The following is a 14975-nucleotide window of genomic DNA, read 5'->3' as shown; positions in this document are numbered from 1 at the left end:
GGAAAATGAAAAGTATAAGCAAGCAGAAAGTCATTCAATCCGTCGATAAAAATCTTGACCAAGTCTATCAGGTCTCAACGATGGTTTCCCTATTGGACGGTATTTACGACGGGGACTTTTACATGTCGGAAATCAAGGAACACGGCGACTTCGGAATCGGCACGTTTAATCAGCTCGACGGGGAACTGATCGGGTTTGACGGCGAGTTTTACCGTCTCCGTTCAGATGGAAAAGCCTATCCCGTTCAAGAAACTGACTGTTCTCCTTTTTGTTCGCTGACGTTCTTCCGTCCGGACATTTATCATGAGATCAATCAGCGAATGACGCTCGAAGCGTTTGAAAAAGAGATGAAGAAGATCGTGCCGAGCGAAAACCTGTTTTACGCGATCCGTATGGACGGCGTCTTTAAAAAAGTAAAAACGAGAACGGTGGAATTGCAGGAAAAACCGTACGTGCCGATGGTCGAAGCGGTGAAATCCCAGCCGATCTTCGATTTTGACGACATCAAAGGCACGATCGTCGGTTTTTGGACGCCTCAGTTTGCCCACGGCATCGCCGTATCAGGCTTCCACCTTCATTTTATTGATGAAGATCGCAATGGCGGCGGACATGTATTTGATTATGAAATCGAAAAATGTACGGTTCAGATTTCGCAAAAACTGAATATGAACCTCAGATTGCCGAATACGAAGGATTTCTTTAAAGCTGATTTAGCAAGCCACGATCTTGTGGCAGGCATTGAAGCGACGGAAGGAAATCCGGAGCAATAATGAAGTGAAGCCCTCTTTCCGAAAAAAGAGGGCTTTTTTTCAGCCATTACCGCTTCTTTCCTAAAATCAACACCCCTTTAAGGCAGAATGAAAGCGGATGGCCGTTTTCGGCCAGGACAATTTGGAATTCATCGCGGCATGCTTGTGATGATCCGGTCAAATGGGCGGCAATGTCCGGCCTTTTTTCCTCAGGTACCGCTCCCCGGTGAATCCAGTTGTCGTATTCAATGGGGATGTTCCACCTTCCCTGTTCCATATAATCCAGGCCGTTTTCTTCAAACCATTTGTTCCATTCGGCCAGCGAATATTCCCGGACGTGCGACGGGTCTCTCATCCGATTGAGCCGATTGATAAACTGGTCGAGGGCCTTGTCTTCAGGTGCGTGATGGTCCACGAGGATAAAGTTGCCCCCCTGCTTTAATACGCGGGCGATTTCTGACATCGCCCGGCTGATGTCAGGGAAATGATGAGCCGCAAACCGGCATGTGACGATATCAAAAGAAGCGTCCGGGAAATCGAGCTTTTCCGCATCACCTTGAAGAAACGTCACATTGCAGGCGTTTTTTTCTTTCGCATAAAGGGCAGCGGTCTTGACCATTTCCTCAGTAACATCGATGCCTGTGCACTGCATGACGAAGGGCGAAAATGCAATCGCTGTATGCCCCGCTCCCGCTCCGACGTCAAGCAGGGCTTCATCTCCTGCAAGCGGCACGCTTTTTACCATTGCTTCAAGATCCTTTCCTGCTGAAAACAGCGGTTCATCACGGTATTGCTCAGCGTTTTTCGAAAATTGCTGTTGTGCTCTCGTTTTCATAACCATCATCCTCCTTAAAATGGTTATAGATTTATCGTAACGACATCGACATCTATCAGTCCAAGATATAAAATGTATGAATACAATAGTCTGAAACTATGGAGGTGCGGCCATGGATATGAGGCTTTTTGAATACACGGCGGAAATATATAAAAAAGGCAGCTTTACGAAGGCGGCTGACAGCCTCCACATCGCCCAGCCATCGCTGAGCCAGCAGATCAAAAAACTGGAGGGCGAGCTCGGTTTTCCTTTGTTTTATCGAAAAAGGGGAGCCGTGTCACCCACTCCGCAAGGAATGAGGTTTATTCAAAGAGCCCAGGACATATTGCGGGCAAGAGACGATCTGCTGCGCGAAATGCAGGATCAGCGCCAGGGGATGGGTACGGGGCTGTCGATCGGTGTACCTGCGGTAACGGGAGGGCACCTTTTGCCTCCGCTATTGAAGACGTTTTTTGAAAAACATCCGGGCGTGCGCGTTCAGCTGATAGAAGAATCACCTGCAGCATTAGAACAAATGACGGAAAAAGGCGAAATTGATTTGGCGATTTTGCCGCTGCCCATCGATAATGAACGGCTCGTTACCGTTCCGATATTGACGGAGCCGCTTTTTCTCGCCGTTCCGTTTGAAAAGCAGAGCTGGATGACTGAACAGATGCAGTCGTTCATTTATTCTGTTCGGAGAGAGACCGAAAAAAGAGCCGTTTCCTTGCAAGCTGCCGAGGATGTGCCGTTTATTTTATTAAAAGAGGGATACGGTTTCCGCAGAACGGTGCTTGATTTGTGCGCAAAAGCAGGGTTCAAACCAAAGGTCACATTCAAAACGAGCAGCATTGAAACCGCACAGTCCCTCGTTGAAAACGGAATGGGCGTCACGATTGTCCCGCAAATGGTGATGAGGAAATCGTCTCCGCGTCTCGTCTATGTCCCTTTGCAATCTGCACCGACCCGAACGATTGTGTTTGCTTATTCGGAAAGCTGTTATGTCAGTCTCGCCGCACAAGCTTTTATGGAGACGGCGCAAAACAGCTTGAAAAAAGACCTCTTGTGATCAAGAGGTCTAGCCGTTTCGCTCCGCAGGCCGCCTGGCGGGTTACCCGAGAATCATTTTGATTTTTCCAGCTTTAGCGGAGCAGGTATGGTTTTATCGACTTTTTTGCCGTTCAGAATATCTTGCGCCGCCTGGACGGCAAGCTTTCCGATCAATTCAGGCTGCTGGGCGATCGTTGCCGCCATTTCTCCCGTTTTGACCGCTTTAATCGCATCTTCATTTCCGTCAAATCCAACGACGAGAATGTCTTTCCCCGAGCTTCTGATCGCTTCGATCGCACCGAGCGCCATTTCGTCATTGTGGGCGAATACGGCTTGAATATCAGGATTTCCCTGCAGGAGGTTCTCCATGACGTTTAATCCCTTTGTGCGGTCAAAGTCGGCCGTTTGCCTTGCGATGACATCGAGCTTTTGGTCGGCTGTTTTGTGAAAGCCTGAACCCCGTTCCCGCGTAGCAGACGCGCCCGGAACGCCCTCGAGCTCGGCGACTTTTGCGCTTTTGCCGAGCCGTTCAACGATGTAATCGGCCGCCATTTGTCCGCCCTTGACATTATCTGAAGCCACAAGGGTTTCAACTTTTCCTTTTTCGGCAGATCTGTCAAGGGTAACGACCGGGATGCCGAGCGAATTTGCCGATTGGACGGCGGTGGAAATCGCCGATGAATCGGCCGGATTAATCAGCAGCGCGTCAACGCCTTGCTGAAGAAGGTCCTCGACATCGTTTGTCTGTTTTGCCGAATCGTCCTGGGCGTCAACGACGATCACTTTGATGCCGCGTTTTTTCGCTTCATTCACAACGCCGTTTTTTAACGATACGAAAAACGGGTTTTTCAGCGTTGAGACAGATAAACCGATTTTGATTTCTTTTCCGTTTTCTTTTTTGGGCTTCGCCCACTCAGGCGGCTCCAATGAACAGGCTGACAGGAAAAGCAGCGCCAGCGCCGTAACTACCGTTAGCAATTTTTTCATGAATCGTGTCCCCCTTATGCGGATTTCTTGCGGTCAAGCAAAACTGCGATCAAGATGACGATCCCTTTGACGACCATTTGGAAAAACGAAGAAACGCCGAGCAGGTTCAAGCCGTTGTTTAATGTCCCGATGATCAGCACGCCGATCAACGTGCCGGCGATTCTTCCCCTTCCTCCGGCAAGGCTTGTTCCGCCCAATACGACCGCGGCGATGGCGTCCAGCTCATAAGAGGTCCCTGCCGTCGGCTGCGCCGAATTGAGGCGCGACGTCAAAATGGCGCCCGCTAATGCAGATAAAAGGCCTGCGAGAGAATAGATCATGATCTTGATGCGGGATACCTTGATGCCTGAAATGAGCGCCGCTTTTTCATTGCCGCCGATCGCATATGTGCGGCGGCCGAACGGCGTCTTGTGAAGGATGGCCCAAAGCAGGATAAAGGCGGCTGCCATCGTGACGGCGGGGACGGGGATGCCTAAAAAGTATCCGCGTCCGAATAGCTGAAAGCCGTAGTGGTTACCGAGCCCCGTAATCGGATTTCCGTCCGTATACACCATCGTGAGGCCGCGGAAAATCGTCATTGTCGCCAGCGTTGCGATAAATGGAGCCATTTTCCCCTTCGTGATCAAAAGTCCGTTTACCATGCCGAGCAATGCCCCGATCAGACAGCCGATGACGACCGCGAGTATCGGGTCGATCCCGCCCGTGATCATCCCTGCGATTAAAGCGCTTGAAAGGGCGAGAATTGCTCCGACGGACAGGTCGATCCCCCCGGTCAGAATAACAAAAGTCATACCGAACGCAATCAAAGCATTAATGGCGACCTGTCTTAACAGGTTTAAAATATTTAATGGTTCTAAAAAGCCCGGGTTTAACAGCGATACGATAACAACGAGAATGATGAGGCCGAGAAACGGACCGAGCTTTTGCAAAATAGAGTCGAGATACACGTTTTTTCCCATTTCTTTTGCGGGTTGAGTGTTCATGTTACAGCCCTCCTGTAGCGAGTGTCATAATCCGTTCTTGTGTGGCGTCTTGCCGCGATAGTTCTCCGCTTAAGCTTCCTTCGCGGATGACAAGCACGCGGTCGCTCATGCCGAGAATCTCGGGAAGCTCGGAGGAGACCATTAAGATCGCGACGCCGCGGTCTGTCAGCTCATTCATCAGCTGATAAATTTCCCGTTTTGCCCCGACATCGACGCCCCGTGTCGGCTCATCCAGGATCAGCACTTTCGGCCCGATGCCGATCCATTTGGCGATCACCGCTTTTTGCTGGTTTCCGCCTGAAAGGCTGCCGACCGGCGTTTCCGAAGAATCCGTTTTGATCATAAGCCGCTTGATCAAAAGGTCGACGAATTGCTGTTCGCTTTTGTGATCGATCCATCCTTTAGGGGAAAAGCTTGCAAGATTCGGCAGTGCGATGTTTTCCCGAATCGATGCGTCAAGCACAAGCCCTTCGTCCTTCCGGTTTTCGGTAATCAGGCCGATGCCTTTTTGCACCGCATCGCTCGGCGTTTTGATCACCGCTTTTTTGCCGTCGATCAAAATGGCGCCCGCATCGAGCGGATCGAGGCCGAAGATCGCTCTCATGATTTCCGTGCGGCCCGCGCCCATCAGCCCGGAGACGCCGACGATTTCACCGGCGCGGACGTGAAAGCTGATATTTTCGAATAATCCTTTTTTCGTTGCGCCCCTGACCTCAAGAACGATTCGGCCGGGCTTTGGATTCCGCTCAGGATAGCGCTCTGTGAGCTCCCGGCCGACCATCTTTTTGACGACTTCATGAAAATCGGTATCGGAAATGTTTTTCGTATCGACCGTTTTTCCGTCGCGCATCACCGTAATCCTGTCGCAAATCGCAAAAATTTCTTCCATGCGATGGGAAATATAAACGATGGAAACGCCGTTTTTCTTTAACGATTCGATAACGGCAAACAATTTGTTGATTTCCCGGTCGGTCAGGGCTGCGGTCGGTTCGTCCATGATGATCACCTTTGCATCGGTCATCAGCGCTTTGGCGATTTCTATCATTTGCTGCTGGCCCACCGAACAGAGCCCGGCTTCTTTTTCAAGAGAAATGGAGACTCCGAGTTTTTCAAATTGCTCTTTTGCTAGCGCTTTCATTTTCTTGCTGTTTAAAAATCCGAGTTTTGAAGACAGTTCCCGGCCGATATACAGATTTTCCAATACGGTCATGTCAGGCCAAATATTCAGCTCTTGATGGATAAAGGCAATGCCGTGTTGTTCAGCTTCTTTCGGACCGGAAAAATAGGTTTCTCTGCCGTTGATTTTGATCGTTCCGCTGTCAAGCTTGTGAAGGCCTGTTAATAGATTCATCAACGTTGATTTTCCGGCGCCGTTTTCTCCCATCAAGGCATGGACTTCGCCTTCGTGAAGCTCGAAGGAAACGCCTGTTAACACCCGGTTTTGACCAAATGCTTTATAGATGTCCTTCATTTCGATATACACCTGCTGCACCTTCCTTCTATTTAAAAAATCACCCCGGCATGCAATATGCAGTTTGCATAAGGGGTTGCTTCCCCGGTACGGATCACGGCTTTTGCCTGCTTTGTCGCTTCTTTAAATGCCTCGTGTGACATATATTCAATCGTCTGCTTTGCAAAGTGTCCGTGTAAAAATGCGTTCTGCTCCGGATTGCCTGTTTTAATTTCTTCAGCCGCGGTTACTTTTTCGACTGCCATTTCTCCGGCAATCAGCTTTGCGACGTCTTGAAAGCCGGGGGTTCCCAGTGTCAGAGCCAAATCGATTTTCAGAACCCCGGGCGGAACGGGCAAACCGGCGTCTGCGATGACGATGGTGTCGGTATGCCCGAGGTCGGCGAGCACTTTGGCGATATGGCTGTTTAATATGCCGTGTTTTTTCATGACAGCGCCCGCTCCACTTCGGCCCGTTTTGGCATTCCGCCTTGTGCCCCGAATTGTAATACGGACAGGGAGGCTGCACGGTTGGCAAAACGCAGGGCTGCTTCGATATCCTTACCTTCTGAAAGAGCGACGGCAAGTCCGGCATTGAAGGTGTCTCCGGCGCCTGTTGTATCAACTGGTTCAACCGGAAATGAAGGGATGAGCCGTTCCTCGGTCCCATTGTGATAGCGGACGCCGTTTTTGCCTTCTGTGATGAACAGTTTGCACGGGAACCGTTTTAGCGCTTCTTCACGGGAAAGGCCTTTAAACAAAATCGATGCTTCGTGTTCATTCGGCGTCATGTACGCCGCATTTTCGATCGTTTCCGGTCTGAGAGGCCGGGCCGGCGCCGGGTTAAGCAGCAGAGGGATGCTAAGCGATTTGCACAGCCCGCTGACATAATCGACGGTGTCCTCCGGAATTTCCTGCTGGATCAGCACGATATCCGCCTGCTGAACCGCCGGGAGCGCCTGTTTGACATAGTCGGGCGTTATATGGTCGTTTGCTCCTTTGACGACGATGATGCTGTTGTCTCCTTCTGCAAGTACGATGTGGGCTGTGCCGCTTTCTGTACCTGTAACCGGTTCCACATAGTCTGTCAAAACACCGTTCGCTTTTAAATTGTCCAGGATCGCTTTCCCGTAATGGTCATCGCCTACGCAGCCGATCATGTACACGTCTGCGCCCAATCTCGCCGCAGCGACCGCCTGGTTTGCGCCCTTTCCCCCGGGAACGGTCTGAAATGAATCGCCAAGCACCGTTTCCCCGGCTTTCGGACGTTTTTTGGACGTCACGACCAAATCCATTGAAGAGCTGCCGATTACGCATATTTTACTCATTGTCATCCGCCTTTCTCGTCGTTTGTCTTTCAATAAAAGTCACCGGCATTTGCACAGCCGATTGTCCAATATATTCGTTTTTCATGACCGAAAGCAGCAATTTTGCCGCTTCTTTTCCCATCTCATAAGCGGGCTGTCTGATCGTGGACAGGGGAGGAAACAGCAATTCGCTTTGCGGAATATCGTCAAAGCCGATAATTTGCAGATCCTCCGGAACTTTGATCTTCCGTTTTAATGCTTCGTGCAGAACGGCCGTTGCCACAATGTCATTGCTTGCGATAATACCGTCTGTTCCGGGATAGAAGGAAAACAGCTCGGCAGCCCGCTGCTGCGCTTCCGGAAAAGAAAACGTCTCGGTCGCCATGACATGAAAGTCGACGTCGGCTTTGCTTAATATATCGAGGGATCCGTTAAACCGGTCTTTTGCCGTCTGCAAATGGCCCGGCCCTTTCATAAGTGTGATTCGCTTCGAGTGTCGTTTTATGATTTCTGAAGCGGCGATCCGGCCGCCTTCTCTGCCGTCCGCAAAAACAGACGGCGCATGCGCACCCGTTCTGTCCAGAAAGACGATCGGCATTGATGAATCTTTGTAATTTGGCGCATCTGGATAATTTGTCACTGAAATCACGCCGACGACGTGATTTTGTTTAAATGTCTGCAAATAGTCGAGCTCTTTTTCAAGATCTTCATCGCTGTTTCCGAAGATGAGACGAAAACCATGCTGATGAATCTCATCTTCGACGCCTCTGGCCAGCTGCGGAAAAAACGGGTTTGTAATGTCGGGCAGCAGCAGCCCGATCAGCCGCGATTCCCTTTTATAGAGGGATCTGGCTACTTCATTCGGGTGATAATTCAGCTCTTCTACCGCTTTTAGAACCCGGGTTTTCGTCTCTTCATGGACGTATCCGGACTCATTTAGAACGCGGGAAACCGTAGCGACGGATACTTTAGCGGCGAGTGCGACATCCTTAATCGTGGCCAACGAAGACTTCACCCCCTCTTTATGTAACCGTTTACACAAAGAGTATCACGAGCTTGAAGAATTGACAATGAAAAAAACTGCCAGACTGTATTTCTGCAAAGCAATGATATATGAAAGAAAAATATAGGGACGGGATCATAAATATGTCGAATTCATAAACAATAGAATAGTAAGAAAAATTAAAAATGTTAAAGTTTGATGAAATATAGATCAAAAAATTTAAGAGCAGTTTAAATCCTAGGATTATAACCTAAAAAACGATAAAACGAGGTGAATCGATCGGCTCACAAATTGTTTGGTTTTGTTAATCAATCCCGTTCATTGAAGAAAGGAAATGAGCGTTTTTTAGATATAGTCTTTGTGTCATAGGACGGATTTTTCTTTATCAGTCAGAAATGGTGACTTTTTTAACTGTATGCCGATTAAAAAATAAACGGAAACACCGGTGTTTTCCCTATGATAAGCGGATTTCGGACGTTTAAAGATTCATTGCCAGTCCATCTTTCAGCCTTTCTCAGAAAATAGGGATAAACGTACAAAACGAAATGTGAGTAATTTTGAAAACGCATACATCGAAATGTGTTGAAAAATAAGTGAGAGATAAGAACTGTCGATTTCCAAAATTATCAATATGAGGGTAGGTATTAGTAACGTAAGTGAGATGATCTTTGTCACAAAAAATAAAGTCGTTTTCTGTTACATAATGCCGATTGTGATTTCATATTGAACCTATATACTGATGAATGAATTTACAATCAGATTCCAAGAAGGAGATGTAGACAAACAATGTGGGTAATGCTATTAGCCTGTGTGGTCGTTGTTGGGATCGGCATTTATGAAAAGAGGCGCCATCAGCAAAACATCGATGCACTGCCGGTCCGGGTAAACATCAACGGGATACGCGGAAAGTCCACGGTGACAAGGTTAACAACAGGGATATTAATCGAAGCAGGTTACAAAACAGTTGGAAAAACAACCGGGACTGATGCAAGGATGATTTATTGGGACACACCGGAAGAAAAGCCGATTAAAAGAAAGCCTCAAGGGCCGAATATCGGTGAACAAAAGGAAGTCATGAAAGAGACGGTGGAAAGGGGAGCCAATGCGATCGTCAGCGAGTGTATGGCCGTTAACCCTGATTACCAAATCATCTTTCAGGAAGAATTGCTTCAGGCTAATATCGGGGTAATTGTAAACGTTCTTGAAGATCACATGGATGTCATGGGACCGACTTTGGATGAAATCGCAGAAGCGTTTACGGCAACGATTCCTTATAACGGCCATTTGGTTATTACGGATAGCCCTTACACGGATTTCTTTAAAGAAGTAGCTGAAAAACGGAATACGAAAGTCATCATCGCAGATAACTCGAAAATAACGGATGATTATCTCCGCCAGTTTGAGTATATGGTGTTCCCGGATAATGCGTCGCTTGCTCTCGGGGTTGCGCAAGCATTGGGAATTGATGAAGAAACAGCCTTTAAAGGCATGTTGAATGCGCCGCCTGATCCGGGAGCGATGAGGGTGCTGCCGCTGATGAACGCCAAAAACCCTGGCCATTTCGTCAACGGTTTTGCGGCAAATGACGCAGCTTCCACGCTGAACATTTGGAAGCGCGTGAAGGAAATAGGCTACCCGACGGATCAGCCGATCATCATTATGAACTGCCGCGCCGACCGGGTAGACAGGACACAGCAGTTTGCAGATGATGTTCTTCCTTATATTGAGGCAAGTGAACTTGTGCTGATTGGGGAAACGACAGAGCCGATCGTCAAAGCGTATGAAGCGGGCAAAATTCCTGCGGACAAGCTGTTTGATTTGGAGCACAAAACGACAGAAGAAATTATGTTCATGCTGAAAAATAAATTAGAGGGCCGCGTCATTTACGGAATCGGCAATATTCACGGGGCAGCGGAGCCTCTCATCGAAAAAATTCAAGATTACAAGATTAAACAGCTCGTTAGCTAGGAGGAAGAGAACAAAATGTTTGGATCAGATTTATATATCGCCCTCATATTAGGAGTTTTACTCAGTCTAATATTTGCAGAAAAAACGGGAATTGTACCGGCGGGACTTGTCGTACCGGGTTATTTGGGGCTTGTGTTCAATCAGCCGATTTTCATGCTGCTCGTCCTTTTTGTCAGTCTCTTGACATATGTGATCGTAAAATTCGGACTTTCAAAGATCATGATTTTGTACGGACGCAGAAAATTTGCGGCCATGCTGATTACAGGTATTCTTCTTAAAATCGGATTTGATTTCATCTACCCGGCCATGCCGTTTGAGATTGCGGAATTCAGGGGAATCGGTATCATCGTTCCGGGATTAATAGCCAATACGATCCAAAGACAAGGGCTGACCATTACGCTCGGAAGTACGCTTTTGTTAAGCGGAGCAACATTCGTCATTATGTATGCTTACTATCTAATCTAAAGTTAGGTGTGTCAAAACGATGAAAAAACAACTGAACTTTCAGGGAAAGCTGCTGAAATTGACAAAGCAGGAGAAAAAGAAAACGAATAAACACGTTCTTATCGCATTGCCTGTAATATTTTGTCTCATGTTTGTCTTCACCTGGATTGGAAGCGCCAAAACTCCTCCACAAGTCGCGAAGCAAACGGACGCTAAACTGACGGCAACCTTTGTCGGCGATATCATGATGGGCAGAAATGTAGAAAAAGTGACGAATCTGCACGGTTCGGAAAGTGTCTTTAAACATGTGAAGCCATACTTTGATGTGTCAGATTATATAACAGGGAACTTTGAAAACCCGGCAACCAATAAAAAAGACTACCAGCCCGCAGAAAAGAACATTCACCTTCAAACCAATCTGGAGTCTGTGGAAACCTTGAAAAAAATGAATTTCAATGTGCTGAATTTCGCCAACAACCATGCGATGGATTACGGGCAAAACGGTTTGGATGATACGCTTAATAAGTTCACAGAAGAGAATCTGGACATCGTGGGCGCAGGCAAAAACCTCGATGATGCGAAGCAGCATGTATCTTATCAGAATGTGAACGGTGAAACCATTGCCACGCTCGGATTTACAGACACCTACACGAAAAATTTCACAGCGAAAAAGGACAGAGGCGGAGTATTGCCGTTAAGCCCGAAAATTTTCATTCCGATGATTGCGGAAGCGTCCAAAAAAGCCGATCTCGTCATCGTGCATGTTCACTGGGGTCAGGAGTATGACAACGAACCGAACGACAGGCAGAAAGATTTGGCAAAAGCGATCGCCGATGCGGGAGCCGACATTATCATCGGCGCTCACCCGCACGTTCTTGAACCGATTGAAGTGTATAAAGGCACAGTTATTTTTTACAGCCTTGGAAACTTTGTCTTTGACCAGGGATGGTCAAGAACTCGCGACAGCGCGCTTGTTCAATACCATTTAATGAACGACGGCAAAGGCCGTTTCGAGGTCACGCCTCTCAATATTCGCGAAGCAACGCCGTCGCCGTTGGGCAAGAGCGATTTCATGAAGCGGGAAGCGATTTTCCGCCAATTGACAAAAGGGACAAACCTGGATTGGAAAGAGGAAAACGGAAAATTAACGTTTGAAGTCGATCATACCGACAAACTGAAAAATAACGAAAACGGAGTGACGAACAAATGAAATTTGTTAAAGCGCTATGGCCGTTTGTAGGACTCGTTCTGATCATTTCCTTCATGTCCGCTTTTAAATACACTGATGAATTGTCAAACGATGAAAAAGCAAAGATTTCAACGGAAATGCAGAAAGTGCGTCAGCAGGACAACACAACAGGCGCTGAGCAATAAGTAATCCCTAAGACTGTTCGAGAGCATCTCGGCAGTCTTTTTTTCTGAACCAGCGACAAATTTCATAATCAATCAGGGAAAAAAGTTTTATAAAAATTCAGGAGGATTTTGGTGTTGGTAACAGCCGGCGTTTATTGTATTCTTTTAAGGGGTAAAAGCCCGGTCAAAGAAGAAACTGCGAATGATACCCGGATTTGTTGAAAACGGCCGATCGGGATGAAACAAACACCTCATGTCTATCACCTGCTGCATCATATCCCTCAGATGTTTTGAAATGCAAGATCATTCGTTGCCTGCCATTTCTTCTCACGCTTCAAACGATATATTGAATCAGCCCAGCCCTTAAATATCCCAGTAAAACCGACGATGATAGAGAAAAAGAGGAGGAAAAGATCAATTGGAGAAAATAACTGCGTACAAACGGATGCTCTTATTTATCGGGATGGCAGCGTTTTTAATGCTTCCATTTTGGTATGGCGGCAAAGTCGCCAAGGCTCAGGAGAAAGGCGAATATATTGCAGAAACGGCAAAAAAACTCGAAGGAACAAAATATGCTTATGGCGGCGCTTCGCCTAAGGAAGGTTTTGATCCGTCAGGCTTTGTGCAGTACGTGTTTCAAAAAGCGCTTGATGTCTCGCTTCCGAGAACGGTAAAGGAGCAGGCGAAGCTAGGGAAAAAGGTGGATCGGAAAGACCTTGAGAAAGGCGACCTTGTCTTTTTCAAAAACGCTGCCCTTGAAGCAGATGGTCCGACGCATGTCGCCATTTATTTAGGACAAGATCAAATCATTCACAGCACAAAAACAGGCGGAATCTCCATTACAAAGCTTGAAGGCAGCACCTATTGGAGTTCGGCCTATCAACAGGCGAGAAGAATTACGAAAGAGCCGAAAATATCCAATGATCCCGTCGTTCAAAAAGCCCTCGATTACATTGGAGTTCCTTATGTGTTTGGAAGTGCGTTCCCCGATATCGGATTTGATTGTTCCGGCCTGACCCAATATGTGTTTAGAGAGACGCTCGGCGTATATTTGCCGAGATCGGCCGAACAGCAATGGGCAGTCGGCAAAAAAGTGAAATTGGAGGATATACAGCCGGGAGATGTCATCTTCTTCAGCAACACGTACAAGCCAGGCATATCACACAACGGTATTTATGCCGGCGGCGGCAGGTTCATCCATGCGAGCCGCTCGGATAAAGTGACGATCTCTTACTTGTCTGCTTCATACTGGCAAAAGAAATTTACGGGTATTCGCCGATTTGACAATCTGTCGCTCCCGAAAAATCCGATCGTATCTGAAGCGATCAAATATATTGGCGAAGTCCCTTACAAAAAAGGCGGTACAACGCCTAAGCACGGTTTTGATACAGCCGGGTTTATCCAGTATGTTTATAAAACGGCAGCGGGCATCGACCTTCCGCGCTATGCCGATAAGCAGTACAAAGCAGGCGCGAGCATTAAAAAAAGAGAGCTTCAGGCAGGCGATATCGTGTTCTTCAAAGGAACGACGACCCTTATTCCTTCGATTTACATCGGAAACGGCCAAGTCGCCTTGGTCACCCTGTCTTCTGGCGTGACGACCGCCGATATGGAGACGAGCTCGTATTGGAAGGATAAATACGTTGGAAGCATCAGAATTCAATAAAACCGCTTGAAGCATCAAGCGGTGTGGACAAACCCTCGCATTCGCTGCCAGACCTTACAAGCCGGTGCTCACCGAAACGTCGAGGAACGGCCTCCGTCACCACGAAGTGCAAGGACGTCCTATCCGAATACCGTCGTCACTACGTCTTGTGAAAGTCCGATGCTCGGTCTTCCTAGACTGCAGAGGTTTAGGGCCGTACGGAAAAGATGACAACATCCTAAAACTTTAAACCTTTTTAGGATGTTGTCATCAATCTGTTTTTTAATGATATTCGTTTTCCAGCAGCTTATTGATAAAATAAGCGACGCCATTTTCGTCATTGCTTTTCGTAATAAACGTGCTCATATGTTTTAACTCATCGATCGCATTTCCCATCGCGATTCGGTGGCCGGCCTCTTCAAACATTGATAAATCGTTCGGACTGTCGCCGATTGCATAAATATCCTGTTTCTCAATACCGTAGTGTTTCGCAAATTCTCTGAGGGCCCGGCCTTTGCCTGATTCGGCGGGGAGAATTTCGATAATATGCTTTCCTGATGAAGTGAGTCCGAGCTTCGGATTTGCCGACAAATCAGCTTTTGCTTTTTTGAGTTTCTCCGTATCAAACGAAAAGCAAAGCAGCTTATAAATGTTTTCATCGCTTTCAAATACTTTGCGAATATCGGGAACCGGCTTGATCCCGAATTGTTTGAACTGTGTCAGCGCTCCCTGCCACAGCGTGTCCCTGTCTTCATCCGGATTGGCGCTTGCGACAATATCAAGCTCGGCTTCGAGTTTTTGTTTGCCGTCAAACGGCGATAAAAGGGCATCATCCGTATATACTTCAAAATAAATATCCTGTTCTGTCAAATATTTGGCGGTTTTCTGCCCGGCTTCCCGATCCATCAAGGTCCGGCTGAGCAGTTTATAGTTAAAATCGTGAACCGTTCCCCCGTTTGCTGCGATAATCGGAATGTCCAAACCGTTGAGCAGCGCTTTCACGTCAAACGTTGCCCTTCCTGTGCAGATCGCTACGATGCAGTCTGAGACAAGCGCCTTTTTGATAGCGGCACGGTTTTCAGCGGAAATTTTGCTTTCGGCGTTTAAAAGGGTTCCGTCTAAATCGATTGCAATTAACCTCATTATGTAAATATGACCTCCTGTAAGAGCGAATTTCTGTTTTTCAGAGGCAAAAAAACAACTTTCTAAAAATCTGTTATGTA

General features: G+C 47.4%; 15 protein-coding genes. 7 read left to right on the top strand and 8 right to left on the bottom strand.

What is annotated here, in order from left to right; translation table 11 throughout:
• Nucleotides 1–5: 5 nt before the first annotated feature.
• Nucleotides 6–770, top strand: coding sequence for an acetolactate decarboxylase (gene budA / locus MHB78_RS21730; RefSeq protein ID WP_046130133.1), 765 nt, complete (start codon nucleotides 6–8; stop codon nucleotides 768–770).
• A gap of 46 nt (nucleotides 771–816) precedes the next feature.
• Here budA and MHB78_RS21725 read toward each other — a convergent pair whose 3' ends face one another.
• A complete protein-coding gene (locus MHB78_RS21725) occupies nucleotides 817–1590 on the bottom strand; it encodes a class I SAM-dependent methyltransferase (RefSeq protein ID WP_046130132.1) in 774 nt (257 codons plus the stop codon).
• 106 nt (nucleotides 1591–1696) lie between these two features.
• Between MHB78_RS21725 and MHB78_RS21720 the strand changes: the two genes are divergently transcribed.
• Complete coding sequence (locus tag MHB78_RS21720) at nucleotides 1697–2632, top strand: LysR family transcriptional regulator (protein ID WP_046130131.1); 936 nt, start codon at nucleotides 1697–1699, stop codon at nucleotides 2630–2632.
• A 53-nt stretch (nucleotides 2633–2685) separates the two neighbouring features.
• Here the strand turns inward: MHB78_RS21720 and rbsB are convergent, their stop codons facing one another.
• From rbsB to MHB78_RS21690, 6 genes are read right to left on the bottom strand one after another with little or no spacing between them, the layout of a single operon-like run.
• The gene (gene rbsB, locus MHB78_RS21715; RefSeq protein ID WP_046130130.1) at nucleotides 2686–3600 is read right to left on the bottom strand and encodes a ribose ABC transporter substrate-binding protein RbsB; all 915 of its coding nucleotides are present in this window, start codon (nucleotides 3598–3600) and stop codon (nucleotides 2686–2688) included.
• Nucleotides 3601–3614: 14 nt separating this feature from the next.
• A complete protein-coding gene (rbsC, locus tag MHB78_RS21710; protein WP_046130129.1) occupies nucleotides 3615–4583 on the bottom strand; it encodes a ribose ABC transporter permease RbsC in 969 nt (322 codons plus the stop codon).
• 1 nt (nucleotide 4584) lies between these two features.
• Nucleotides 4585–6066: a sugar ABC transporter ATP-binding protein gene (locus MHB78_RS21705; protein ID WP_046130128.1), complete on the bottom strand. Its 1482-nt coding sequence runs from the start codon at nucleotides 6064–6066 to the stop codon at nucleotides 4585–4587.
• Between the two features lie 20 nt (nucleotides 6067–6086).
• Nucleotides 6087–6482 carry a D-ribose pyranase gene (gene rbsD / locus MHB78_RS21700; RefSeq protein WP_046130127.1) on the bottom strand — a complete coding sequence of 132 codons (396 nt, stop codon included), beginning with the start codon at nucleotides 6480–6482 and terminating at the stop codon, nucleotides 6087–6089.
• The gene (gene rbsK / locus MHB78_RS21695; RefSeq protein ID WP_046130126.1) at nucleotides 6479–7360 is read right to left on the bottom strand and encodes a ribokinase; all 882 of its coding nucleotides are present in this window, start codon (nucleotides 7358–7360) and stop codon (nucleotides 6479–6481) included. The genes rbsD and rbsK overlap by 4 nt, the downstream gene beginning before the upstream one ends.
• Nucleotides 7353–8342 (bottom strand): LacI family DNA-binding transcriptional regulator, encoded by a 990-nt coding sequence (locus MHB78_RS21690; RefSeq protein ID WP_046130125.1) that lies wholly within the window; start codon nucleotides 8340–8342, stop codon nucleotides 7353–7355. The genes rbsK and MHB78_RS21690 overlap by 8 nt, the downstream gene beginning before the upstream one ends.
• 786 nt (nucleotides 8343–9128) lie before the next feature.
• On the opposite strand from MHB78_RS21690, the gene pgsB reads away from it, so the two are divergent.
• From pgsB to MHB78_RS21665, 5 genes are all read left to right on the top strand, one after another.
• Nucleotides 9129–10310, top strand: a complete 1182-nt coding sequence (gene pgsB / locus MHB78_RS21685; RefSeq protein ID WP_046130124.1) for a poly-gamma-glutamate synthase PgsB — start codon at nucleotides 9129–9131, stop codon at nucleotides 10308–10310.
• A gap of 15 nt (nucleotides 10311–10325) precedes the next feature.
• Complete coding sequence (gene pgsC / locus MHB78_RS21680) at nucleotides 10326–10775, top strand: poly-gamma-glutamate biosynthesis protein PgsC (protein WP_046130123.1); 450 nt, start codon at nucleotides 10326–10328, stop codon at nucleotides 10773–10775.
• Between the two features lie 19 nt (nucleotides 10776–10794).
• Nucleotides 10795–11964, top strand: coding sequence for a CapA family protein (locus MHB78_RS21675; RefSeq protein WP_046130122.1), 1170 nt, complete (start codon nucleotides 10795–10797; stop codon nucleotides 11962–11964).
• A complete protein-coding gene (locus MHB78_RS21670; RefSeq protein ID WP_099047078.1) occupies nucleotides 11961–12128 on the top strand; it encodes a hypothetical protein in 168 nt (55 codons plus the stop codon). The genes MHB78_RS21675 and MHB78_RS21670 overlap by 4 nt, the downstream gene beginning before the upstream one ends.
• 457 nt (nucleotides 12129–12585) lie before the next feature.
• Nucleotides 12586–13773: a C40 family peptidase gene (locus MHB78_RS21665; RefSeq protein ID WP_231947517.1), complete on the top strand. Its 1188-nt coding sequence runs from the start codon at nucleotides 12586–12588 to the stop codon at nucleotides 13771–13773.
• Between the two features lie 261 nt (nucleotides 13774–14034).
• On the opposite strand, the gene MHB78_RS21660 is transcribed toward MHB78_RS21665, so the two are convergent.
• The gene (locus MHB78_RS21660; protein ID WP_046130120.1) at nucleotides 14035–14895 is read right to left on the bottom strand and encodes a Cof-type HAD-IIB family hydrolase; all 861 of its coding nucleotides are present in this window, start codon (nucleotides 14893–14895) and stop codon (nucleotides 14035–14037) included.
• Nucleotides 14896–14975 lie beyond the last annotated feature (80 nt).

It is taken from the genome of Bacillus sp. FSL K6-0138, from assembly GCF_037982765.1.
GTDB lineage: Bacteria > Bacillota > Bacilli > Bacillales > Bacillaceae > Bacillus > Bacillus glycinifermentans.
The sequence above is the reverse complement of the archived record's forward strand: the minus strand, read 5'-3'. Positions and strand labels throughout refer to the sequence as shown.